Below are 22,999 nucleotides of genomic sequence, written 5' to 3' on the forward strand. Positions count from 1 at the left end.
TAAATCGTGAATTGTACTTAAATGATGAATACTTTATAATACTTGACATTTTACGCTGTTTAGAACAAATATGCCATGACTGATTTATCACAACCTAAAAAAACACCCCTTGCTCCTGTTGGTGGCGACCGCCAAACGCCTGATGTGTCGCTTGATGTCATCAAACATGAAATTGCAGGGCTGGCACGCACACCCAGCCAATACAGCCAAGCGATTGCCACCTTTATGAGACGGCGAACCCATCTGTCGCAACACGCCCAAACCGCCCTAACCGACCCTGCTTTTGCTCCTTATATCATCAATCACGGCAAAGATTTGGGGCGACTTGGCGATGTCTCTAACATCAAAGATTTACGCCTGTGTTTTGCTGATGGCACAAATGGCACGGACGCTCCTTTGACTTTGGAGATTGGTTTTGGCATGGGCGATAGCTTGATACAAATGGCACAAGATGAGCCAAAGCGGAATTTTGTTGGCATAGAAGTCCATGAACCGGGGATTGGTCGCACTGCCTTTGTGGCGTGTGAGCTTGGTTTGACCAATCTAAAAGTGATGAATGGAGATGCCATCGCCTTGCTTAACAACCTACCTGACGAGCATTTAGACACCGTGCAGTTATATTTTCCTGACCCTTGGCAAAAAAAGCGACATTATAAACGCCGTTTTGTTACCAATCAACGCATGACTTTGGTTGCCAACAAACTAAAAACAGGTGGGATTTTTCATAGTGCAACCGATTGGGAGCATTATGCTTTATGGATGCTTGAAGTGCTGGACAATATGCCCATTTTTAATAACTTAGCAGGCAAAGGCAATTTTTCACCACGCCCTGATTTTCGTCCTGCTACTAAGTTTGAAAAACGTGGGCAAGATTATGGGCGCGCATCTTGGGATTTGTTATATCAAAAAATATAAACCTGTGTGGTATTTAAGATGTATGGCTAATGTTTATCATTATTTTTCAAAACGCCATTTTTTGTGAAACAGGTCATATTTTTGTGATGTTTTTGTGAAAAAAAATATCTAAAACACATTTATCATATCATCATTTAAGTTAGAGCGATTTGGCAAAGCCTTGATTATTCTAATATCAGACAAACGGTATCATATCAGCGATAAACTTTTCCCCCAGTTTTCCCCAAAAACTGTGGATAAGTCTGTGGATAACTCATGATTTTTAAGCTGTATGCCCTAAAATACATGGCTTGGGATAAATTTGATTAAAAGTTATACATTTTAAAAAATAACTTCAAATTCAATCAGTTATCATATTTTTGCGACAGATTTTTTGCTTATTTTAACAAAGCAGTTTCACAAAAATTGATACTCATCTCATGACTTATCTAAAATTCTAAAAATAAAAAATCCTGCCATCAGACAGGATTTTTTTGGGTTGGTGAGCTGATTACATCATACCGCCCATGCCACCCATACCGCCCATGCCAGCACCGCCTGCCATTGGAGCTTCTGGGGCTGGTTTGTCAGTAATCATCACTTCGGTAGTCAGCATAAGCCCTGCCACAGAAGCGGCGTGTTCTAGGGCTGAGCGTGTTACCTTAGCAGGGTCAAGAATGCCCATTTCTAGCATATCGCCATACTCACCTGTGGCTGCGTTGTAGCCATAATTACCTTGTCCATTTTTAACTTCATTGACAATCACACTGGCTTCATCGCCTGCATTGGTAACGATTTGGCGAAGTGGGGCTTCCATTGCTCGTCTTAGGATATTGATACCTGCATTTTGGTCATCATTATCGCCTTTAAGCTCAGCCAAAGCCGCCAAAGCACGCACTAGGGCAACACCACCACCAGGTACGATGCCCTCTTCAACCGCTGCACGCGTGGCGTGTAGAGCGTCATCAACACGGTCTTTTTTCTCTTTCATTTCAGTTTCGGTGGCAGCACCCACTTTAATCACCGCCACACCACCAGAGAGCTTAGCAACACGCTCTTGGAGTTTTTCTTTGTCATAATCTGACGTGGATTCTTCTACTTGACGTTTGATAGACTCTACACGGCTGTCAATCTGTGCTTTGTCGCCTGCACCATCAACAATCACAGTGTTTTCTTTGCCCACGGTGATTTTTTTGGCAGTACCCAGATGGTCAAGCGTGGCTGTTTCAAGTGATAGACCCACTTCTTCTGAAATCACCACACCACCTGTCAAAATTGCAATGTCTTGAAGCATGGCTTTGCGACGGTCGCCAAATCCTGGGGCTTTGACCGCACAAGTTTTTAAGCCACCACGTAAGTTATTGACCACCAAAGTCGCCAAGGCTTCGTTTTCCACATCTTCGGCAATGATAAGTAGCGGACGGCTGGTTTGCATGACTTGCTCTAATAGTGGCACAATCTCACGAATGTTAGAGATTTTTTTGTCCACCAATAGGATGTAAGGATTGTCAAACTCGCACGTTAGGCTGTCTTGTTTGTTGGCAAAATAAGGGCTGATATAACCACGGTCAAACTGCATGCCTTCAACCACTTCTAGGGTGTCTTCAAAGCCTGAACCTTCTTCTACGGTAATCACGCCTTGTTTGCCAACAGTTTTCATTGCTTCACTAATCAGCTCGCCGATTTTGGCATCTGAATTGGCAGAGATAGAACCCACTTGGGCGATGGCTTTAAAGTCATCAGCAGGAGTAGATAATGCGTGGATTTGCTCAACTGCCACACGAGTCGCTTTATCAATACCACGTTTTAAATCCATAGGATTCATGCCAGCAGCGACCGTTTTCATGCCTTCGGTCAAAATCGCTTGGGCAAGCACGGTCGCCGTGGTTGTACCATCACCAGCGACATCGTTGGTTTTGCTGGCGACTTCACGAACCAACTGAGCACCCATGTTTTCAAATTTGTCTTCAAGCTCAATCTCTTTGGCAACGCTCACGCCGTCTTTGGTGATGGTAGGGGCCCCAAAAGATTTGTCAATCACCACATTGCGACCTTTTGGACCTAGGGTTACTTTCACGGCGTCCGCTAGGATATTTACGCCATCAATCATTTTTTCACGGGCAGATACGCCAAATTTTACATCTTTTGCCATTTTTAAATCTCCAAAAATTTTAAAGGATTAGCCTTCAAGTACGCCAAGCACATCAGATTCTTTCATGATAAGCAGCTCTTCGCCATCTACTTTGACGGTTTGACCTGCGTATTGACCAAACAGAACTTTGTCGCCAACTTTAACATCCAAAGGACGTACGCCATTGTCGGTGATTTGACCATTGCCCACGGCGATGACTTCACCTTGTTGGGGTTTTTCTTGGGCAGAACCCGGTAGCAAAATGCCACCTGCGGTTTTTTGCTCTTCTTCGGTACGGCGAACGACAATGCGGTCGTGCAAAGGACGAATAGACATAGATTTTCTCCATTAAACTGACAAATCACTGGTCAAACCAGATTGCCCTTAAACATGGTGTTTGGGGTAAATTTTTTCAAGGCTTTTTTAAAAATTTTCCTACCACTACTGACAAAACACATATCGCTCACCAAAATCTGTTTTTGGATTTATCAGATAGTTCACCACATGAGTGTCCACACACGCATTCATGTCCGACAAACTGACCGTATGACCATAATAAGGCGTATAAATCAGCGTATCATTAAAGCGGTCTGCCATGGTTTTGGCATTGGCAAAGGGGGTGGCAAAATCATATTTTTGGGCAACAAACAATAAATTTGGCGTGGCGGTCGTAACAAGATTTTCGTTCAAATCATCAACTGCTTGCCATTGCCAATGATAGCAAGCATCTAGGTACTCATCATCACGTTTGGGAGTGATGTCATCATAAGGGGCTTGTTTGTCAATGATTTTGGCTTGTTTGATGTAGTCATCTTTGGATAATTTTGGGGCAGAATCAGCACAATTCACCAAAGTCAAAGCGTCTTCACTAAATCCCTGTTCGCCAAATTCAGCAATCAGTTGCTGGATATTGTACTCGCTTGTCTGCCCCTTATCTAACTGAGCAAACATGACATACAAATCCTGCCAATAGCTTTCATCTGTCAAATTGTTATTAAAAATCTTTAATATGCTTTCACTGTCTATCAAATCGCCATTTTTATCGGTCAGATTTTTTTGTTCAATGTCTTTTAGCTTGGCAATAAACGCTTGATTGGGGTCTTGGTTTCTGTCAAACACACAATCGGCAGGGCAATTTTTCATAAACGCCTCAAAAGCCACCTGAGCACCTTTGTATTGATGATGCAAAATCGTAAACAGCTCTTCGCTGGTATCCACCACCCCATCTAACACGCCTGCTCTAAGATGGCTTGGGTAATGCTCGGCATATTTGGCAACCAGCTTTGTACCATAAGAGTAGCCAAGCATTGACCAAGTATCATCACCCAAACTTTGACGAATCATCTCCAAATCACGCACCACCTGCTTTGAGCTGATAAAAGGCAAGATGTCTGCCCCTGTGTGCTTAATACAAGCATTCATATAAGCCTGAGCATCGCTGTCGTCTTGCTCACCACAACTGATGGCAGGGTTAGATGGGCTGATACCACGGGGAGCATAACCCAATATATGAAAATTATACCTAAGTCGCTGCCCGAATGCATCTGTCATCATCATGCCCATATCAAGACTATGACTACCAGGTCCACCATTTAAAATCAGTAAATCACCCATGGTGATTTCGCTGTGGCTAGGCAGGCGAGTGAGCGGTATGACAAAGTGTCTGCCATCTGGTTTATCATAATCCACAGGCACACTCACAGTGGCACATTGCAATTTGACAGATGGTGGCACAACAAACCATGACAAATAAGCAAGACGATAGCATGACTGCCAAACGATGTCGCCTTGACGGGTGGACTGGCTGATTATATACAAATAAAACCCCAGCAAAACAACTATGATGATGGCAAGCAATAAGGCGATGTATGTTAAAACTTTTTTAATAAACTGCATAAAAATACCACAAATAAAAACGCACAAAACACATGAAACGTTATATGATAGCAATCCTTATGGTTAAAAGACTAAGATTGATAAAATCCATCAGTTTTTTTAAATCAAATGCCCATTTTTACAACAATTTAGTAAATTTACTCACAAAATACTACAAAACCCTATCAAATTGTCCTTGTAAATGTAACAAGATATATCCATTATATAGCTTCAAAACATCCGAGAGAACCAATGAACGTATTTGCCACTTTTTTAAAAACAACTGCCATCGCCACCATAAGTATTGGCACGGCTTTATCTGCCCATGCTGCTGATTTATCAGGCTTTTCTGCCACCTACACCGTCAAAGCAGACGGCAAAAACGGAACTGCCACACGCACCCTAAGCAAAAACGGCAACAGTTATAACTACACCGTCAAAGCCAGTGCCGCAGGGATTGCTAGTGTCAATCAATCAGCAAGTTTTAGCTTATCAAATGGTAAAATTTTACCATCAAGCTCCAATATGTCCGTAAAAATATTTGGTGTGGGCAACACACACAACATTAAATTTAACAATGGGGCAAAAACCGCCGTCTCTACCTACAAAGGCAAATCCACCACCCTAAAAATGAGCGGGCAAGCTTATGATGATTTGAGCCTAGAAGCCCAAATCCGCCAAGAGCTTATCAATGGCAGATTTAGTGGCAGCTATCAGCTGGTCAAAAAAACCAACATAGAAACCACCCGTTTTAAAAAATCAGGCAACAGTAAAATCACCGTGCCAGCAGGAACTTATGATGTTGTACGCATTGACCGTGTGCATGACGACAAAGGGCGGGCAACAAGTTTTTGGGTTGCTCCAAGTCTAAACTATCTTCCCATTAAAGTCAGCCAAACCAACGATGGCAAAACCATCACCATGGAGCTAAGCAAAGTACACTAAAACCAAAAGCCCCACAGTTGGGGCTTTGTGTGATACGCAAGGGCATCATTATAAATAGCTGCTGAGACGCCGAACCAAATTTGCCCTTTGAGCTTGGCAAAAAGCGGGTTTGTCAGCGACAATTTGACTTTGCCAATTTGTCAAGATTGGGTCAATTTTCCCAAGCAATTCATCCATCATCTCATCTTGCTCATCTGATGAAAATTTTTTGTGGCACATGGTCAAACGTTCATTCATGACAGTGGTCGCTTGGGCATATTGTTGTGTAATGATGGGGTTAATATCATCATCGCAAGGAGCAACATAACTCATCAGCAGAATGACATCTTGATGTAGTGCTTGACAGCTTTTTTTTGTTGGCACAAATGCAGGTGATGCCATCGCCAATATTGGCAATATCACCAAGATTAAAAAGGCTCTTTTCATGGAGTTATCCTTATTAGTATCCGCCAAAATTCGCTTGGGCGGCTAACTTGCAAAACGTGGTCTTTGGCACACTGTCATAAAATACCCAAGTTGTTAAGGGTTGTTTGTGTGGCTCTACCACATAAAAAGACAGACGCACCGCCTGTCCAAAGCCAAAATCTACCAAATGAGCATTATTCAAATACGCTTGCCAAACCTGTCTGTCATCAACAAATACACCCAAATCCCACAGCTCATCAGGGTCTTTGGTGGACAACTCACAAAGTGGCACATCATTTATCCAATCTTGCCAAACACAAAAAACCGCCACGCCTGCCACAAGCCCCATCTGCCACCATGACAAATCAGCCCAATACACCAAAATCGCCACCAACCCAACAAACCCACAGCGAGCATACCAAAGGTATTTGGTTGGAGTAATGGCGGTATCTATGTACATTGCTTAGGCGTATTTTAAGGTTTTGATTTTCTGGATAAGGTGTGCGACTTTTTCGTCATCAGGGCTGTCTTGCCCCAAGAAAAATAGCAACAAATCAGGGTCTTCATAACCAAGCAGCCGCTCAAACGCCGACTGTTCATCATCGTCTGCCAACAAATAATGCTCCTTGACATAAGGGTCTATATAATAGTCCAACTCCTTTAAACCACGGCGAGCTTGATAGATGATACGGCGTTGGTGCAAGGTAGGTTCTTTGCTCATTTTTTAACCTATTTTTTAAAATTTTGCTTATTCTTACATAAAATGGCAAAATAAGCAACCAAATCCACCATCTAAATACCTCATGACACCAACACGCCCAAAAATCATCTTTTTTGACATTGATGACACCCTTTTTATCAAAACCCAAAACTGCCTTGCCCCAAACACCAAAACCGCCCTACTTGCCCTAAAAAACCAAGGCATCATCCCAGCGATTGCCACAGGTCGTGGTCGCTGTGTGTTTCCGCCTTGTATCAATGAGCTGATTGATGAGATTGGCATTGAATTATTTATCACCATCAATGGGCAATATAATGAATATCAAGGCAAACTATTAAGCCATTTTCCGCTCAACCATCAGCAAATCCACCGCACCACCGCCCACCTACACACCAAGCGTATCGCCTATGGCTATATGACTGCCAATGAGATTATTGGTTTTGATGAAACGCCTGCCATGACAGAAGCTTTGACATCACTACATATCCCTTATCGCATTGATAAAGTTGAAAATTTTGACAAAAATACGCCCGTCTATCAACTGTTGGCATTTTATGATGATAATAAAAACGCCAGCTTTGATTTAGGACATCATCTAAGTGATGACCTAAAAAGCACACGTTGGCACAAATTGGGCGTAGATATTTTGGACAAACATGGCTCAAAAGCTCGTGGCATACAGATGACGCTTGATAAACTGGGACTAGATATGGCAGATGTTTGGGCGTTTGGAGATGGTTTAAATGACATAGAAATGCTGTCATCGGTGGGTTTTGGTGTGGCGATGGGTAATGCTCACTCTAATTTAAAGGCGGTGGCAGATTTTGTGTGCCCCAATCATAGTGATGATGGAATTTATCAAGCATTGATAATGTTGGGCGTGATTTGATATGGGTGTCATCAAACCTTTTGTTTTGACAGCAATTTTTTTACCGCCATTACTATCTGCCTGCCAAGACTACCCCCAAACCAGCACGCCCTGCACCGCCTTATCTGTGCCATTTGCTCATACGGTATGCACGTTTCAGCCAGCACCAAAAAATACTAAGCTGTATTGGCAAGACCCTACTGGTGAACCGTTTTATAAATTTGATAAACTCATCCAACACACAGGTGAGTTGTCATTTGCCATGAATGCTGGTATGTATGATGACAACTTTGCTCCCATTGGTTACACAGTGATTGATGGCACGACCATCAAAAAACTTAATCTTAATGATGGGCAAGGCAATTTTCATCTGTTGCCCAACGGGGTGTTTTGGTGGAACGATGACGGTTTTTATGTGGACGAAAGTCATGCCTTTGCCACTAAACTCAGCCAAGGCACACGCCCAAAATACGCCACACAATCAGGACCGATGTTGGTGATACAAGGGCAAATCCACCCCAAATTTGACCCAAAAAGCACGTCCACCAAAATCCGTAATGGCGTGGGCGTGGATTGTACAGATGGGCAGATTTATTTTGTCATCAGTGATGAACCTGTCAATTTTTATGGCTTTGCTGATGTGTTTAAAGGTTTTGGCTGTCAAAATGCCTTGTTTTTAGATGGCGGGGTTGCTTCTGCTTTATATGCCAAAAAATACCGCCATGATAAGCTCAACATGGCGGTCATGACAGCCATCACAGACTAGGGAGTGGTGTTATTTGCCTTAGCATCAAACATCAAAGTCGCCGCTTCTATCACAAAGGCTTCTTCTTCTGGCAGTTTGGGGCGTTCATTTTCCTTCATCAGGCTACGCTCTTCTGCCAAAGCGTCTATGCTTGCTTGATAAGTTGTCCAATCAGTATAGGGCTTTTCACCTGTGGCTTGACGGCGAGTATTTTCTGCCATGAGCATTTTTTGCTCCACCAAATCTGCCTTAGCACGGCGTTTGTCAATGTCCACATCAGCAGGTTGTTTGTCATCATCAAGCTGTCTGATGGCATTAAGTTCACTTAGGTACCTAAACTGCGGATTGGTGCTTTGACGTGTTTTTGATTGACTGGCAAGTGTCTCTATCAAACCCTTGGTGTATTTGCCTTCGGGGGTGAATGATGTGGCTTTGATGGTGTCCCATTCTAAGGGGTTTTTGTACTCTCGCTCACCAAATTCTATGCCTTCATAAATATTTACAAGCTCCACATCAGGCACCACGCCTTTATTTTGGGTGCTGCCACCGTTGATACGATAAAATTTACGCTGAGTCAAGGTTGCTGAGCCAAGTGCCAAATCATCACGCTGAACCTGTGCTGAGCCTTTACCTGTGGTTGTGCTACCCACCACCAAGCCCCGCCCATAGTCTTGTACAGCAGCAGCAAAAATCTCAGAAGCCGATGCAGAGCCTAAATTAATCAGCACCGCCATGTCGCCTGCATAAAGCTGTTTGCCTTCATCTTTGTCAGCATAAACTTGCACATTACCTTGATTATCACGGATTTGCACCAAAGGACCTTCTTTGATAAACAGCCCAAGCATTTTTGCCACTTCATCTAGTGAGCCACCGGGGTTATTACGCAAATCCACAATCAAACCATCAATGTTTTCATGATTTAGGGCATTTAGGGCTTTTTCGGTATCAAGACTGACCGCCCTGTATTCGCTCGCTCCACTGCGGCGAGCCTGAAAATTCAAATAAAAACTTGGTATCTCCAACACGCCCACACGTTTTATGCCACCACGATAAGGCACTTCCACCACACGATGATGAACGCCTGTGTCTTCTTGCTCAATCACATCACGCACAATGGTTACGTTGCGAGCGGCACTGTCTGGTGTGTTGGGCTGTTTTACTCTGACAGTAACGGACGTTCCCCTAGCCCCACGAATGAGCGACACAATCTCTCGCACACTAAATCCAACCACATCCACCATCGGCTCGCCATCTTGAGCAACCCCCAAAATCAAATCATTGGCACGAATTTGTCCTGTTTTTTGGGCAGGACCACCATCCACCAAAGTAACAATGCGAGTGTAGTCAGGATTTTTGCGGTCAGGGCGGATAGATACGCCAATGCCTTCCAACTGTAAATTTGTCTGAATTTGCATTTCATTGGCTTGCACAGGAGCAAAATAATTGCTGTGCGGATCATAAGTCATCATCGCCGTATTTAAAATCGTCTCCATAATCTCATCGTTTTTTAGGCGAGCTAACTGTTGCTCTTGACGAGTCAGACGATTTAACAAAATCTCTTTTGGTGTACGCTCATCGCCACGCACCAAATCTTGACCACGAGACAACTCAGGATTATCCAAAAACGCTTTATCTTTTGCTTTATCGTCTTCTTGCCCAAGCGTGATGCCAATTAAAGCAAATGTTGTCTGTTTACGCCAATATGCCATTTGCTCATCTTTGTTGGCAAAACGGGGGGCTTCTTCACGGTCAAGCACGATGGTGTCTTGGGTGTTTAGGCTGACATCGCTGGCAAGCAATGTTTTGGCAAAACCATAATACTCATTGGAACGGGTGCGATAACGCTCAAATATCTCAATCCCTGCTGACAAATCACCACGTTTTAAGCGAGCAGCAAAAGTGTTGGCATATTTTTTGGTAAATTCGTCCACATCTGACTGCAAAAATAAAGTGCGAGATGGGTCAAGTTGGTCAAAATACATCGCCAAAATCTTCGCCCCCATCTCACGGTCTAGGGGCTGTTCCAAGTAATGCATACGGTCCAATAAAAGAGCGACTTGGCGAGTGGTTACTTTTTGTTCTGTATTTGGCTCAAAACCCACTTTATCAGATGCCATCGCCGCACTGATGTAGCTTTGGGCAAAAATTGCACCTGCCGCCACCGTGGCGACACCTGATAATAGATATTGTGTTTTTGACATCATTTTAATTCCCGATTTCATGTTTGTATTTTAAACAAACTAAAATTTCATCACATTTTCAACAAATAACGTGTCATCTAAAAACATCAACACGCAAAAATTGGTCTATCTTACCATAACTATTCTTACAAAATCATGGTTTTTTCTTAGCAATTTTCATGCCACTTGGTAAAAGTGAGCAAATTCATGGCATAATACGCAATATTTTTCAACACATAAGGCGCATCATGGCAAACGGCATTATCATGGCAGACGTGGACGGCACAACCTTAACAGATGCTGACAAAGAATTTTTAAAACACCCACAGATTGGCGGTATCATCTTATTTAAAAGAAACGTAACAGACCCTGCTGGGGTGCGAGCTTTAACCGACAGCATGCGTTCGGTCAATCCAAAGCTCATCATCGCCGCCGACCAAGAAGGCGGACGTGTGGCACGGTTTAAAGAAGGCTTTTCGCCTTTGCCTGCCATGGGACAGCTGGGGGCAATCTATGATGACAATCCCACGCTTGCCCTAGATTTGGCGTATGATGTGGGTTATTTGATGGCGTGCGAAGTGCTGGCGGTGGGGGTGGACATTAGTTTTGCTCCTGTCATGGACATTGATGGGTGCAGTCTTGTCATTGGCGACCGTGCTTTTCATGCCAACCCCGATGTGGTTACGGCACTATCATCACGCTTTATAGATGGCATGAATGACGCTGGCATGAAAGCCACAGGCAAGCATTTTCCCGGTCATGGCTCCATCGCTCCTGACTCACACATCTGCGATGCGATAGACACACGCAGTTTTGATGAGATTGTGGCGTGTGATTTGGTCAGTTTTAAAAACAACCTTCACAAACTGTCCGCTCTCATGCCTGCACATGTGATATTTAGCCAAATTGATGATAAGCCTGCGGGATTTTCAAAAATCTGGCTACAAGACATTTTAAGAAAGAAGTTTGGTTATGATGGCGTGCTGTTTTCAGATGATTTGTCCATGAAAGCGGCGGCGGTCGTGGGCGATGTGGGCGAACGTGTTAAATTTGCCATCAGTGCTGGGTGCGACATGGCTTTGGTGTGTAATAGCCGTGAAAGTGCCATGCTTGCTGTGCAGACCGCCAAAACATTACCCGACACGCCAAACCGCTTTGCGTGCATGAAAAGCAACATTCCTGCATGGCAAGGGGATTTGTCCACCACTTGTGCTGCTTTTGCTCACTACCAACAAGCAAAAACCAATGTGGCACAGGCGTTTTTTGCTGACACCATCGCACAAGACACCAAAGACCCCACCGAGTATCTCTCCTAATCAAAGACAATATCATGTTTGGCATTACTGACATTACTGCTTATTTGATTGGGGTGATTGTGGTCATCACTTTACCCGGTCCTAACAGCCTTTATTGCCTGTCAGTCTCGGCATCTCGGGGCAAATCGGCAGGCTTTATGGCAACTGGTGGCATTTTGGTGGGTGATACCATCTTGATATTGGCAACCATCTTTGGGGCAGGCACGCTCTTAAAGCTCTATCCTGCCATTTTTGACGGCATTAAACTTGTGGGCGGTTGTTATCTGGCATATCTTGGCATACGTCTGATGATGGGAGCTCATCACACCTTTAAAAACCGCCATCTTATCAAAGGCAAAAATTTCTCGCCACCCAATGTCGCCAAGCAAAACTACTTTTATCGCTCGTTGTCGCTAAGCTTAACCAATCCCAAAGCGATTTTGTTTTTCTTATCTTTTTTTGTGCAATTTGTTCACCCTGATTATCCCAAACCGTTTTTGAGCTTTTTTGTGCTGGCGGTGATTTTACAATGTGTCAGTTGCTTATATTTGCTTTTATTGGTATTTAGTGGTAAAAAGTTAGCCAATATGTTTAGTGGTCGCCCCTTGGTGATGAGTTTTGCCATGCTTGGCGTGGGGAGTTTATTTATCGGCTTTGGGGTAAATTTATGGCTTGCCAAATTATCATGGTGATACAATGACAAACGAGTTTTTGCTGTTTGGAGCAGTGGCAATCGCAGGACTGTTGCATGGCATTAGCGGCATGGGCTTTGCTCTTGTTACCATTGCCATGATTAGTGGTGTGTACCCTTTGGCAGATGCCATTATCTTGGTGCTAATCCCTACCGCCATATTAAATCTGAGTGCTTGGCTTGGCAAACATGGCACCAACCAAAATATCGCCCATAATTTTCGCCATTATCTCATCAATTATTGGCAACTTGCTTTATTGTCGCTCATTGGTGGGGTGTTGGGGGCATATCTGCTTTTGTGGCTCAATCAGGCCTATTTATTGATTGTGCTGGCTTTGGTGGTGCTGTGGTATGCAGGCATTACGTTATTAGGTCGCCCCATTGTCCTAAAAAACACCAAAGCCAACATGATTGCTGTGGGCTTATTTGGCGGTATCGTTGGCGGTGCAACCAGTGCCATGGCACCAGTAATGATGATGTACCTGCTATCTATCAGCGATGACAAGCAAACCATCATGCGGGTGTCAAATTTGTGCTTTTTTGTGGGCAAAGTCGCTCAATTTGTTGTGTTGTTTGGCTCATTAATGGCACTAGATGGCAAAACATGGGGGCAAATCGGTCTTATCACCGCTTTGGCATTTGGGGCAATGTACATCGGCGGACACATCAACCGTTTTTTACCTGTGCAAACCTTTCGGTTGATGATATTGTGGATTTTGGTGCTACTGGGCATACGACTTGGCTATTTTGGGGTGGCAGGGCTGATGGGCGGATAGTTTGCCAATACCGCCATTCATCAGCTTGTATCAATGCAAATAAACACAAAGCCAATCAGATAAATCACCCAGACACATTTTAATAAAAAAATCAATGCATCATAAAAAAACCGCCCATAAATTCAAATATTTTCTAACCCATCATTTTAAACAAAGCAACATTAATCCTTTGTATCGCTTTATAAAATTTGCTAAAATATCTCATTTTGTATCAACATAAGGCACGTTCTGTGATAGAGTTACATGGCTATGGCAATCTGATTTTGCAAGGCTCTTGGCTAACTGTCAAATTAGGCTTGACCAGTTTGATTGTTGGGCTGATTTTTGGATTATTAGGAGCAACTGCCAAATTATCAAACATTTGGATTTTACAAAAAATCGCTCAAATCTATACCACAGTCGTGCGTGGCGTGCCTGAACTTTTGGTGGTGTTTGCCATCTATTTTGGGGGTGGCATTATCATCTCTGCCATCGCCAAAAGCATGGGCTATCACCAAAGAATAGACATTGGCTCATTTTGGCCTGGTGTGGTGGCTTTGTCGTTTATGTTTGGGGCGTATGCCACCGAAGTGTTTCGTATGGCGGTGCAAGCTCTGCCAAAGGGGCAATGGGAAAGCTGTCAAAGTCTTGGCATGAGCCGTTTTCAGACATTTTGGCGGATTATCTTGCCACAGATGTGGGTGGTTGCCCTACCCGGTTTGGGCAACTTGACGCTTGTCCTACTCAAAGACACCGCCCTGATTTCACTTATTGGACTGCATGAGCTGACTTATGTTACTTCACGAGCAGGACAAACCACCCAAGAACCATTTACCTTTGCCATGGTGGCAGCCCTGATGTATCTGATTTTGTCGGCGGTGATTACTGCCTTGATTGGTGCAGGCGAGTGGTATGTCAATCCTTCTGCACGCTACGCCAAAAAACTACACAAAGGGGCAAAAATATGAACTGGAATACCCAAGCGATATTTACCCACTTTCCTGAGCTTTTAAAGGCATCTATCACCACCATTGAGCTGGTGGTATTATCTAGCTTGATTGGGCTGGTGATTGGGATAGTATTGGCTTTGTTTCGCCTATCTAAAAACCCTTTGGTGTGGTTTTTGCCATTTTTATACATTTACTTTTTTCGTGGTACGCCCCTATTGGTGCAGATATTTTTGATTTATTATGGTTTGGGGCAGTTTGATGTCATCAAAAACAGTTTTTTATGGCAACCTGTGCTAAGTCAGCCTTATTGGTGTGCCATCATCGCTCTGACCCTAAATACGTCCGCTTATGTTGCGGAGATTGTGCGTGGTGCAATTAAAGCTGTGCCACATGGGGAGCTAGAAGCCTCTGATGCCCTAGGTCTATCGCCCATCACCAAATTTACTCGCATTACCCTGCCACGTGCGTTTGGCATCATGCTCCCTGCATATAGCAATGAAGTGATTTTTTTGTTAAAAGGCTCAGCACTTGTCTCTACCATCACTGTGGTGGATTTGATGTATACCTCCAAAATCATCATCTCAAAGACTTATTTGACGTTGGAGATTTATTTTGCCGCAGGGGTAATTTATCTGCTTATTTCATGGGTGTTTTTGCTGATTTTTCACGCATTAGAACGCCACATTAATCATCACAGACATCATACTCCCAACTAAGAGACATTTAGGCATTTTGCCATGTTATTTGATTTTGGCGAGACACAACAGATGTATCAACTGTGATGACCATAAAAAGCAAAAACTTAATTTTTAAATATTTTTAAGAATTTTACCACTTAATTGCAAAACCAGACAATCCACATGGGACATTAGCCAATGAGTATAACGATTGGGGTGCTACTTCAAAAAGCATTGAACAGGTCATACAAGAGCTTAAAACATTTGAAAATCAAGAGCTCATTGTGATGGTTTCAGATGATGGGGGAGACACTTTAAAGCCAGTTAAATTGATTGGCAAGGAATTTCAAGGCGACCAACCTTATTGTACACTTTTTATTGAAAAGTAAAAATTGTTACTCTAAACACATTTTTCACACAATACCAAAGCCCTGACAACCATCTGGGCTTTTTTCCAAACTTTTTAACTTACAACTGGGTAATTCTTATCCATAAATCCATTGTCTTATTAAGTAAAATTTACAATTTGTTACATATAACCAAAAGTTATGTTGGACTAAGCCCATATAATACCGCAAGTTTTTTATCAGTTTACTTTTGGGGTTTGTATGAAAAAATTTGCTCTGATTGCCACAGCCATACTCGGTTTGTCTGCTTGTGTTGCTCCGATTGAACACACAGGGGCGGTGGTTGTGCCTGTGCCTGTGGGCGTGCCTGTGCTGGTTACCGATGTTAAAGACAAAAATGACAGTATGCACGTCTGCAAAATCAAGGCTTTTACAGACACTTATACCGCCGAGAACGCCAGCCGTGGCAAAGCTCGCCTAGATGTCAAAAAGAAATGCACCGCCAATCATCATGAAATGTTCTGCCGTGATACAGACATTGAATGTACCGAATACAAATAACAGCTTAAAAGCCCATCATCATGGTGGGCTTTTTTATCTGTGTATTATTCCCCTAAATCATGATTTTTGGTTATAATACCCCAAATTTATTACCAATCATCACATCATGACCAATCACCCCACCCCACCCAATCTTGCCACTTTTGACACCAGCCACATTGACCGCACTCGCTCGCCAGTGATTTTGGTGGATGGCTCGTATTATTTGTTTCGCTGCTTTCATGGTCTGCCCCCATTAGCCAACTCCCAAGGGCTACCCACCAACGCCATTCGTGGTGTGCTAAACGCCCTAAATAAACTCATCAAAAAATATCAGCCCACCCACATGGCGGTTGCTTTTGACACCAAATCCCCCACCTTTCGTCATCAATTATCCACCGCTTATAAAGCCCACCGCCCACCAATGGATGATGATTTGGTGGTGCAAATTCCCTACATTCATGAGCTGATTACCAAACTTGGCATACCGCTCATCAAAATTGACGGCTATGAAGCAGACGACATCATCGGCACGCTTGCCCGCACCGCCTGTCAAAACGGTTACCCTGTGGTCATATCCACCGGCGATAAAGACATGGCACAGCTGGTTAATGACTGCGTGATTTTAGAAGACAACTTTACAGGCAAAATCACTGATAAATCAGGTGTGCTAGAAAAATTTGGCGTCCACAACACCCAAATCGCTGATTATTTGACTTTGATGGGCGATAGCGTTGATGGCATTGCTGGCATTCCCAAGGTCGGCGCAAAAACAGCCGCCAAATTATTAAACGAATACGGCAACATTGATGGCATTTTGGCAAACATCGCCAACATCAAAGGGGCAGTTGGCAAAAGTATCAGTCAGCACGCTCACGAAATCCCCCTAAACAAAACGCTTGCCACCATTGTTACAGATTTGGATTTGCCTGTGTCATTTGCAGACATTGGTCTTGATAACAGCAAAGACAGTCAGCTTATCAGAGCAAAAGAGCTGTATCCTTTGTTTGACACCTTAGAATTTAAAAAAGAAACGGCAGAGCAACTTGCTTTATTAAAGTCAGCCAATCAAGCCATTGATGACAGCCAACATAGCGACCAACAGCAGCACACGCCAACTGCCACACAAGACATCACCACCGATAATTTCACCGTCAAACCGCTACCCATTCAAACAGCACACTATCACACCATCAATACGCTTGATGACTTTCATGCACTCATCACCAAACTCAACTCTGTCCCTTATTTTGCCATTGATACCGAAACAACCAACATTGATTGGCAAAAAGCACAGCTTGTGGGCATCTCTATTGCCACCAATAATTATGAAGGCTACTACATTCCTGTGGGTCATACGGGTGATTTTGATATTGTGCTGGACAATCAATTAGACAGAGATTTTGTTTTAAATGAACTACGACCGATTTTGCAAAACCCCAACATTGGCAAAATCGGACAGCACTTAAAATATGACAGTCATATTTTTAAAAAATATGGCATTGATTTGATAAATTGGCACATGGACACCATGCTGGCAAGCTACGTCATCAATAGCGTGGCAACACGGCACAACATGGACGATTTGGCAAACTTTTATCTGAATGTCAAAACCACCACGTTTGAAGAGGTGGCAGGCAAAGGAGCAAAACAGCTCCCCTTTGACAAAGTGGACATAGACAAAGCCAGCGACTATGCTTGCGAAGATGCGGACATTACCTATCGGCTGTTTAGCGTTTTTGATGAGTATTTAAGCCAAGATATCAACGCCCAACACCTACTAAACAAACTAGAAATTCCCACCGCTCAAATACTTGCCCAGATGGAACGTGATGGTGTGCTGATTAAAACTGAGTTTTTGGGCAAATTATCGCTTGCCTTTGATAACCAAATCCACCAATTAGAAACCAAAGCCTTTGAGCTGGCTGGCGAAGCCTTTAATGTGGCAAGCCCCAAACAGCTTGGGGAGATTTTGTTTGACAAACTGGGCATCAAAGGCGGTAAAAAAACCAAAACAGGACAATACTCCACCTCCGAAGCGGTGCTTGCCAAGATTGACCACCCCCTTGTGGACGTGGTACTAGAACATCGCAGCCTCTCCAAACTCAAAAGTACCTATACGGACGCTTTGGCAAAGGCGGCGGACAAAAATGGACGGGTGCATACCAGTTATCATCAGGCACTGACCAGCACAGGGCGACTATCATCAAGCGACCCCAACCTACAAAACATCCCCATTCGCACCGATACGGGCAGACTGATTCGTGAAGCCTTTGTTGCACCGACTGGGCGGGTGATTTTGGCGGCGGATTATTCACAAATTGAGCTACGTTTGATGGCACATTTTAGTGGTGATAAGGGCTTGATTGATGCCTTCAATCAAAATTTGGACATTCACACCGCCACCGCCAGCGAGATTATGAATAAAGATTTGGCGGATGTAACCGCCAGTGAAAGACGGGCTGCCAAAGCGGTCAATTTTGGGCTGTTATATGGCATGGGTGTCTTTGGGCTTGCCAAACAGCTTGGCGTTGCCAATGATGTCGCCAAAGACTACATCAAGCGGTATTTTGCTCGCTATCCTGCCATACATGACTATATGGAAAACACCAAAAATCATGCCAAATCGGCAGGATATGTAACCACCATTTTAGGTCGCAAACTCTACGCACCTGACATCAACGCCTCCAACCAAGTCATCAAACAGGCAGCCCAGCGAGCCAGCATCAACGCCCCCCTACAAGGCTCAGCAGCCGACATCATCAAACTTGCCATGATAGCGGTAGATAAAGTGCTACCCAAAGCACACGCCAAGCTACTACTGCAAGTACATGATGAGTTGGTGTTTGAAGTCGATGACGATAAAGTAGACGAGATAGGCGAGCTTATCAAAACCGCCATGCAAAACGTGCTGACTCATACCGCCAAAGATTTGGGCTGGCAGGTGGATTTTGCCGTACCGCTTGTGGTGGAGATTGGCGTGGGGGACAACTGGGATAAAGCCCATTGACATTTGGTCTTGAATTACTCATCTACACCCCAATTTAACAGTGAATATCAACAACCCAGTGAGAAAATGATGAGTACTTTATACACCACCACCGCCACAGTAACAGGGGCAAGAAACGGCACAGGCAAACTTAGCGACAGCGACAGCGTTTTTGAGCTGTCCGCCATTGGCAGCAAAAAACAAGGCAATAATCCAGAGCAGCTGTTTGCTGTTGGCTATGGGGCGTGCTTTGATGGTGCATTGGGTCTGGTAAAGGTTGGCGAAAATGTCAAATTTGACAGCCAAGTACAAGTTACCATCTCTTTAAACAAAGCTGGTGATGCCAACTTTTATCTGTCAGGCAGTATTCATGTCATCGCCACCAATACCGACATTGATGCTGACACCTTGCAACGCATTGTTGAAAAAACCCATCAAGTTTGCCCCTATTCAAAAGCCATTGCAGGCAATGTGGACATTGTTTTGACATCTGAAATCAAATAATTAATTTCACATACAAGACCGCCAAAATATTGGCGGTTTTTTAGCACCATAAAATCAGCCTAATTAAAACTTTTATGCCACCCAAAACCACCATTTTATTTATCCAAGTCAGTACCAATCAACACAACAAAAGTTAGGGCAAGATGGAAATTTTTATCATTCATGACAGCTTAAAACATGACATCATGTTTGGATAAAACATCGGCTATTGTTATTAAACACGTTTGTCAAGCACTTAATCTCAATACCACCAAACACAAAAATCCCCATCAATGGCTTAAAGTATTTTTCAAAACCGCCAAAATTTGCTATCATAGCTAAATTTTACCGATGATTTATATGGCAATCACCCACCCCCAATTTGACCCTGTCGCCCTAGATTTGGGCTTTTTGCAAGTACATTGGTATGGTCTGATGTATTTGCTTGCGTTTGCATTTGCTTATGGTTTGGCGTGGTATCGCACCAAACAACGCCATGATTTTACCGCCGAGATGGTCTCAGATTTGGTATTTTTTGGGGCAATGGGCGTGATTTTGGGCGGTCGCATTGGTTATGTGATTTTGTACAATTTTAGCGAATTTTTAGCCAACCCCTTGTATCTGTTTAAAGTTTGGGAAGGTGGCATGGCGTTTCATGGCGGTTTTGTGGGCGTGATGGTTGCCATGTTTTTATTTGCCAAAAAATACAAAAAATCTGCCTTTACGGTGCTAGACTTTATCGCACCTTGTGTGCCAACGGGACTTTTGTTTGGGCGACTGGGCAACTTTATCAACGGCGAGCTGTGGGGGCGTGTTTCTGATGGCGGTTATGGGCATTTGATGTATTTTCCCCAAGCAGCAGGGGCAGATTATGAACTGCTACAACACACGCCTGCCCTTCAAGCCATTGCCGCCCAAGTGGGCGATTATCTACTCTTGCCACGCCACCCAAGTCAGCTGTATCAAGCCTTGACCGAAGGGGTGTTATTGTTTGTTCTGCTTTGGTGGTTTAGCTCAAAGCCCCGCCCACGCTATGCTGTGTCAGCTTTATTTTTGCTTGGTTATGGGTGTAGCCGTTTTACCACCGAGTTTTTCCGTCAGCCTGATGTTGGTTATGAGCTGATTTTTGGGTGGATGAGTAAGGGACAGTTATTTAGTTTACCAATGATTATTTTTGGGGTAATTTTAATGATTGTGGCGTACAAAAAGAACATTTACGACTGGCAAAAAGCATAACCATAAAAAGCACAACGACCAAGTAAAGGCACGACATGAAGCAATATTTAGCACTTTTACAGCACATTTTAGACACAGGTAGCGACAAAGCTGACCGCACTGGCACAGGCACACGCAGCGTTTTTGGTCATCAAATGCGATTTAATCTGGCGGACGGTTTTCCGCTTTTAACCACCAAAAAAGTACATTTTCGCTCTATCGCCATTGAGCTTTTGTGGTTTTTAAAGGGCGATACCCACGTCAAATACCTGCAAGATAACGGCGTAACCATCTGGGACGAATGGGCAACTGCCGAGCAGACGGCACGTTTTGGACGACAAACGGGAGATTTGGGGGCGGTCTATGGTCATCAGTGGCGTAATTTTGGGGCAAGCAAAAACGCTGATGGCACTTATCAAAATGATGGCTTTGACCAAATCACTTGGCTCATCAACGAAATTAAAACCAACCCCAATTCACGCCGTCTGATTGTTTCAGGTTGGAATCCGTGCGAAGCTGGTGAAGTGGCACTGCCACCCTGCCATACGCTGTTTCAGTTTTATGTCAATGACAACAAACTGTCTTGTCAGCTCTACCAACGCTCGGCGGACGTGTTTTTGGGCGTGCCGTTTAATATTGCCAGTTATGCCCTACTAACACACATGATTGCCCAAGTGTGTGATTTGGACGTGGGTGAGTTTGTATGGACGGGGGGCGACACGCATCTATATCACAACCATTTTGAACAAGCCAAACTGCAATTAAGCCGCAAGCCTTTGCCTTTGTGCCAATTACATCTAAATCCCAACATTAAAGACATCTTTGAATTTGGTTTTGATGACATTCACCTTGTGAATTATCACTCCCATGAACGCATTAAAGCGGACGTTGCTGTATGAATGGTATTAAAATTGTCCATGTGGTCGCCATGGATAGCAAGCGTTGTATTGGTAAAAACAATCAGCTGGCATGGCACATTCCTGCTGACCTAACCCATTTTAAAAATTTGACCACAGGGGGTGTGATTGTCATGGGTCGCAAAACCTTTGATTCCTTGGGTCGCCTGCTACCCAAACGCATTCATCACGTCATCACAAGAGAGACAACTTGGCAACATGATGGCGTAAGGGTGGCTCATGATTTGGACACAGCAATCAAAAACGCCAAAGCGGACGTGTCAGCACTTGGCACAGATAAAGTGTTTATCATTGGGGGTGGAGAGATTTATCGCCAAAGCCTGCCAATGGCAGATGTGTTAGAAATCACCCATGTGCAGCTAGATGTCCAAGGGGATACCTTTTATCCTGCCTTGCCTGAGATGTTTAAAAAAGTTTGGCAGTCAGCACAACAAACTGACGATATATCAGGAGCCAAGTTTTACTTTGCCAGATACCAAAAAGACAGCGAATAAAAAGCTGTCATCTAGGCATCATACAACCAGCTAAGTATAAATCGGCTCGCTCACGCTTTTCATCACTAGGGCAAATTGTAGCACGTCTTTGTCCATGTCCTTAAAGGGATTAGCGATTTGACATCCCATCATGTTTGTGGTGATACCCACTCAAAGGGATTAACAAGTTTAACAGGCATACCCTCAAAGTCTCGGGTATTTCTGGTGGCGATGGTTAAATCATGAGCAATGGCAGCGATATAGCTATCGTTAATAGCTTTTGGATTTGGAACTTGTAAATTTGCCCAAATCATGGTTGCCTTGACATCAATGTGCAAAATACGATTTTTAAATTCTACCAAAACCCATTCATCAAACCACCTTTTTAAAGATTGTGCTTGATTAAAGTCATGCTTAAATTCCTTTAATAAAATACCACGATAAATCTTACCAATGACAATACTATTTAAATAAACATCAGATAAATCCAATGTTTTTACCCATGTGGTAACATTTTTGTCGCCTGTGCCTTTTTGAATTTTACGCATTTCAGACAAAATATTGGTATCAAGTAAAATCATTACTTATCAAACTCAAAAATTTGTTCTTGTGGAAATGATTGATTTAACTCATCAAAATCAATATCATCAAAGTCAGCATCACCAAAATTATGATTTTGCATACACGCATCATACAAGGTTTTGGTTTGACTAAGGTTTTTGTCTTGTCTTGGCATCATCATAGATAATAAATCTTGTAATTGTTTAAAAACTTCATAATCTACCACCACTCTAGCAGCATCATCCCCTTGTCGCTTTAATAGCACAGGTTCATGTGCCGAAATGGCAAATAATGTTTCGGCATTATTATCAATACTTTTTAAATCAGTAATTTGCATATTAA

24 protein-coding genes are annotated in these 22,999 nt (G+C 43.4%); 15 read left to right on the top strand and 9 right to left on the bottom strand.

Features of this window, described 5'->3' with window-relative positions:
• Positions 1-75 precede the first annotated feature (75 nt).
• Positions 76-915, top strand: a complete 840-nt coding sequence (gene trmB, locus CEW93_RS02740; RefSeq protein WP_089539146.1) for a tRNA (guanosine(46)-N7)-methyltransferase TrmB — start codon at positions 76-78, stop codon at positions 913-915.
• A gap of 490 nt (positions 916-1,405) precedes the next feature.
• Here the strand turns inward: trmB and groL are convergent, their stop codons facing one another.
• From groL to CEW93_RS02755, 3 genes are all read right to left on the bottom strand, one after another.
• On the bottom strand, positions 1,406-3,046 hold the full coding sequence (groL, locus tag CEW93_RS02745) for a chaperonin GroEL (protein WP_146416631.1): 1,641 nt from the start codon (positions 3,044-3,046) through the stop codon (positions 1,406-1,408).
• Between the two features lie 27 nt (positions 3,047-3,073).
• Positions 3,074-3,361, bottom strand: a complete 288-nt coding sequence (locus CEW93_RS02750) for a co-chaperone GroES (RefSeq protein ID WP_089539148.1) — start codon at positions 3,359-3,361, stop codon at positions 3,074-3,076.
• A gap of 105 nt (positions 3,362-3,466) precedes the next feature.
• Entirely contained in the window at positions 3,467-4,921 is a 1,455-nt protein-coding gene (locus tag CEW93_RS02755) for an alpha/beta fold hydrolase (protein ID WP_089539149.1), read from the bottom strand.
• Between the two features lie 231 nt (positions 4,922-5,152).
• Here CEW93_RS02755 and CEW93_RS02760 point away from each other — a divergent pair, with 231 nt between their 5' ends.
• Positions 5,153-5,845 (top strand): DUF3108 domain-containing protein, encoded by a 693-nt coding sequence (locus CEW93_RS02760; RefSeq protein WP_089539150.1) that lies wholly within the window; start codon positions 5,153-5,155, stop codon positions 5,843-5,845.
• A 48-nt stretch (positions 5,846-5,893) separates the two neighbouring features.
• Here the strand turns inward: CEW93_RS02760 and CEW93_RS02765 are convergent, their stop codons facing one another.
• Genes CEW93_RS02765 through CEW93_RS02775 form a run of 3 tightly spaced genes read right to left on the bottom strand, consistent with a single transcriptional unit; the run spans position 5,894 to position 6,971 of the window.
• Positions 5,894-6,271, bottom strand: a complete 378-nt coding sequence (locus CEW93_RS02765) for a hypothetical protein (protein WP_089539151.1) — start codon at positions 6,269-6,271, stop codon at positions 5,894-5,896.
• 13 nt (positions 6,272-6,284) lie between these two features.
• The gene (locus tag CEW93_RS02770; protein ID WP_089539152.1) at positions 6,285-6,710 is read right to left on the bottom strand and encodes a hypothetical protein; all 426 of its coding nucleotides are present in this window, start codon (positions 6,708-6,710) and stop codon (positions 6,285-6,287) included.
• 3 nt (positions 6,711-6,713) lie between these two features.
• On the bottom strand, positions 6,714-6,971 hold the full coding sequence (locus CEW93_RS02775; protein ID WP_089539153.1) for a succinate dehydrogenase assembly factor 2: 258 nt from the start codon (positions 6,969-6,971) through the stop codon (positions 6,714-6,716).
• Positions 6,972-7,053: 82 nt separating this feature from the next.
• Between CEW93_RS02775 and CEW93_RS02780 the strand changes: the two genes are divergently transcribed.
• Together CEW93_RS02780 and CEW93_RS02785 are read left to right on the top strand one after the other, a co-directional pair.
• Positions 7,054-7,860 (top strand): Cof-type HAD-IIB family hydrolase, encoded by an 807-nt coding sequence (locus CEW93_RS02780; RefSeq protein ID WP_089539154.1) that lies wholly within the window; start codon positions 7,054-7,056, stop codon positions 7,858-7,860.
• Position 7,861: 1 nt separating this feature from the next.
• Positions 7,862-8,605 (top strand): phosphodiester glycosidase family protein, encoded by a 744-nt coding sequence (locus CEW93_RS02785; RefSeq protein WP_089539155.1) that lies wholly within the window; start codon positions 7,862-7,864, stop codon positions 8,603-8,605.
• Here the strand turns inward: CEW93_RS02785 and CEW93_RS02790 are convergent.
• Positions 8,602-10,785: a carboxy terminal-processing peptidase gene (locus tag CEW93_RS02790; RefSeq protein ID WP_089539198.1), complete on the bottom strand. Its 2,184-nt coding sequence runs from the start codon at positions 10,783-10,785 to the stop codon at positions 8,602-8,604. The two genes, CEW93_RS02785 and CEW93_RS02790, sit on opposite strands and share 4 nt — an antisense overlap.
• A gap of 227 nt (positions 10,786-11,012) precedes the next feature.
• Between CEW93_RS02790 and nagZ the strand changes: the two genes are divergently transcribed.
• The 11 genes from nagZ (at position 11,013) to CEW93_RS02845 (ending at position 22,117) form a co-directional block, all read left to right on the top strand.
• Positions 11,013-12,080: a beta-N-acetylhexosaminidase gene (nagZ, locus tag CEW93_RS02795; protein ID WP_089539199.1), complete on the top strand. Its 1,068-nt coding sequence runs from the start codon at positions 11,013-11,015 to the stop codon at positions 12,078-12,080.
• A 14-nt stretch (positions 12,081-12,094) separates the two neighbouring features.
• Positions 12,095-12,751, top strand: a complete 657-nt coding sequence (gene leuE, locus CEW93_RS02800) for a leucine efflux protein LeuE (protein WP_089539156.1) — start codon at positions 12,095-12,097, stop codon at positions 12,749-12,751.
• A 4-nt stretch (positions 12,752-12,755) separates the two neighbouring features.
• Positions 12,756-13,526 (top strand): sulfite exporter TauE/SafE family protein, encoded by a 771-nt coding sequence (locus tag CEW93_RS02805; protein ID WP_089539157.1) that lies wholly within the window; start codon positions 12,756-12,758, stop codon positions 13,524-13,526.
• A 230-nt stretch (positions 13,527-13,756) separates the two neighbouring features.
• On the top strand, positions 13,757-14,473 hold the full coding sequence (locus tag CEW93_RS02810) for an ABC transporter permease (protein WP_089539158.1): 717 nt from the start codon (positions 13,757-13,759) through the stop codon (positions 14,471-14,473).
• A complete protein-coding gene (locus tag CEW93_RS02815; protein WP_089539159.1) occupies positions 14,470-15,171 on the top strand; it encodes an ABC transporter permease in 702 nt (233 codons plus the stop codon). The genes CEW93_RS02810 and CEW93_RS02815 overlap by 4 nt, the downstream gene beginning before the upstream one ends.
• 569 nt (positions 15,172-15,740) lie before the next feature.
• Positions 15,741-16,040: a hypothetical protein gene (locus CEW93_RS02820; RefSeq protein WP_089539160.1), complete on the top strand. Its 300-nt coding sequence runs from the start codon at positions 15,741-15,743 to the stop codon at positions 16,038-16,040.
• 106 nt (positions 16,041-16,146) lie between these two features.
• The gene (polA, locus tag CEW93_RS02825) at positions 16,147-19,029 is read left to right on the top strand and encodes a DNA polymerase I (RefSeq protein WP_089539161.1); all 2,883 of its coding nucleotides are present in this window, start codon (positions 16,147-16,149) and stop codon (positions 19,027-19,029) included.
• 69 nt (positions 19,030-19,098) lie between these two features.
• Entirely contained in the window at positions 19,099-19,512 is a 414-nt protein-coding gene (locus tag CEW93_RS02830) for an Ohr family peroxiredoxin (protein ID WP_089539162.1), read from the top strand.
• A 339-nt stretch (positions 19,513-19,851) separates the two neighbouring features.
• Positions 19,852-20,727: a prolipoprotein diacylglyceryl transferase gene (gene lgt, locus CEW93_RS02835; RefSeq protein WP_089539200.1), complete on the top strand. Its 876-nt coding sequence runs from the start codon at positions 19,852-19,854 to the stop codon at positions 20,725-20,727.
• Positions 20,728-20,762: 35 nt separating this feature from the next.
• Positions 20,763-21,605, top strand: a complete 843-nt coding sequence (locus CEW93_RS02840; RefSeq protein ID WP_089539163.1) for a thymidylate synthase — start codon at positions 20,763-20,765, stop codon at positions 21,603-21,605.
• Positions 21,602-22,117 carry a dihydrofolate reductase gene (locus CEW93_RS02845; RefSeq protein ID WP_089539164.1) on the top strand — a complete coding sequence of 172 codons (516 nt, stop codon included), beginning with the start codon at positions 21,602-21,604 and terminating at the stop codon, positions 22,115-22,117. The genes CEW93_RS02840 and CEW93_RS02845 overlap by 4 nt, the downstream gene beginning before the upstream one ends.
• A gap of 128 nt (positions 22,118-22,245) precedes the next feature.
• On the opposite strand, the gene CEW93_RS02850 is transcribed toward CEW93_RS02845, so the two are convergent.
• Positions 22,246-22,677, bottom strand: a complete 432-nt coding sequence (locus CEW93_RS02850; RefSeq protein WP_089539166.1) for a type II toxin-antitoxin system VapC family toxin — start codon at positions 22,675-22,677, stop codon at positions 22,246-22,248.
• The gene (locus tag CEW93_RS02855) at positions 22,677-22,994 is read right to left on the bottom strand and encodes a hypothetical protein (protein ID WP_089539168.1); all 318 of its coding nucleotides are present in this window, start codon (positions 22,992-22,994) and stop codon (positions 22,677-22,679) included. The genes CEW93_RS02850 and CEW93_RS02855 overlap by 1 nt, the downstream gene beginning before the upstream one ends.
• Positions 22,995-22,999 lie beyond the last annotated feature (5 nt).

The sequence above is a fragment of the Moraxella sp. VT-16-12 genome (genome assembly GCF_002224245.2).
Classification (GTDB): Bacteria; Pseudomonadota; Gammaproteobacteria; order Pseudomonadales; family Moraxellaceae; genus Moraxella.

Coding starts and splice junctions, on each gene's coding strand:
- trmB (WP_089539146.1), top strand. CDS start 76: ATGACTGATTTATCACAACCTAAAAAAACACCCCTTGCTCCTGTTGGT.
- groL (WP_146416631.1), bottom strand. CDS start 3,046: ATGGCAAAAGATGTAAAATTTGGCGTATCTGCCCGTGAAAAAATGATT.
- CEW93_RS02750 (WP_089539148.1), bottom strand. CDS start 3,361: ATGTCTATTCGTCCTTTGCACGACCGCATTGTCGTTCGCCGTACCGAA.
- CEW93_RS02755 (WP_089539149.1), bottom strand. CDS start 4,921: ATGCAGTTTATTAAAAAAGTTTTAACATACATCGCCTTATTGCTTGCC.
- CEW93_RS02760 (WP_089539150.1), top strand. CDS start 5,153: ATGAACGTATTTGCCACTTTTTTAAAAACAACTGCCATCGCCACCATA.
- CEW93_RS02765 (WP_089539151.1), bottom strand. CDS start 6,271: ATGAAAAGAGCCTTTTTAATCTTGGTGATATTGCCAATATTGGCGATG.
- CEW93_RS02770 (WP_089539152.1), bottom strand. CDS start 6,710: ATGTACATAGATACCGCCATTACTCCAACCAAATACCTTTGGTATGCT.
- CEW93_RS02775 (WP_089539153.1), bottom strand. CDS start 6,971: ATGAGCAAAGAACCTACCTTGCACCAACGCCGTATCATCTATCAAGCT.
- CEW93_RS02780 (WP_089539154.1), top strand. CDS start 7,054: ATGACACCAACACGCCCAAAAATCATCTTTTTTGACATTGATGACACC.
- CEW93_RS02785 (WP_089539155.1), top strand. CDS start 7,862: ATGGGTGTCATCAAACCTTTTGTTTTGACAGCAATTTTTTTACCGCCA.
- CEW93_RS02790 (WP_089539198.1), bottom strand. CDS start 10,785: ATGTCAAAAACACAATATCTATTATCAGGTGTCGCCACGGTGGCGGCA.
- nagZ (WP_089539199.1), top strand. CDS start 11,013: ATGGCAAACGGCATTATCATGGCAGACGTGGACGGCACAACCTTAACA.
- leuE (WP_089539156.1), top strand. CDS start 12,095: ATGTTTGGCATTACTGACATTACTGCTTATTTGATTGGGGTGATTGTG.
- CEW93_RS02805 (WP_089539157.1), top strand. CDS start 12,756: ATGACAAACGAGTTTTTGCTGTTTGGAGCAGTGGCAATCGCAGGACTG.
- CEW93_RS02815 (WP_089539159.1), top strand. CDS start 14,470: ATGAACTGGAATACCCAAGCGATATTTACCCACTTTCCTGAGCTTTTA.
- CEW93_RS02820 (WP_089539160.1), top strand. CDS start 15,741: ATGAAAAAATTTGCTCTGATTGCCACAGCCATACTCGGTTTGTCTGCT.
- polA (WP_089539161.1), top strand. CDS start 16,147: ATGACCAATCACCCCACCCCACCCAATCTTGCCACTTTTGACACCAGC.
- CEW93_RS02830 (WP_089539162.1), top strand. CDS start 19,099: ATGAGTACTTTATACACCACCACCGCCACAGTAACAGGGGCAAGAAAC.
- lgt (WP_089539200.1), top strand. CDS start 19,852: ATGGCAATCACCCACCCCCAATTTGACCCTGTCGCCCTAGATTTGGGC.
- CEW93_RS02840 (WP_089539163.1), top strand. CDS start 20,763: ATGAAGCAATATTTAGCACTTTTACAGCACATTTTAGACACAGGTAGC.
- CEW93_RS02845 (WP_089539164.1), top strand. CDS start 21,602: ATGAATGGTATTAAAATTGTCCATGTGGTCGCCATGGATAGCAAGCGT.
- CEW93_RS02850 (WP_089539166.1), bottom strand. CDS start 22,677: ATGATTTTACTTGATACCAATATTTTGTCTGAAATGCGTAAAATTCAA.
- CEW93_RS02855 (WP_089539168.1), bottom strand. CDS start 22,994: ATGCAAATTACTGATTTAAAAAGTATTGATAATAATGCCGAAACATTA.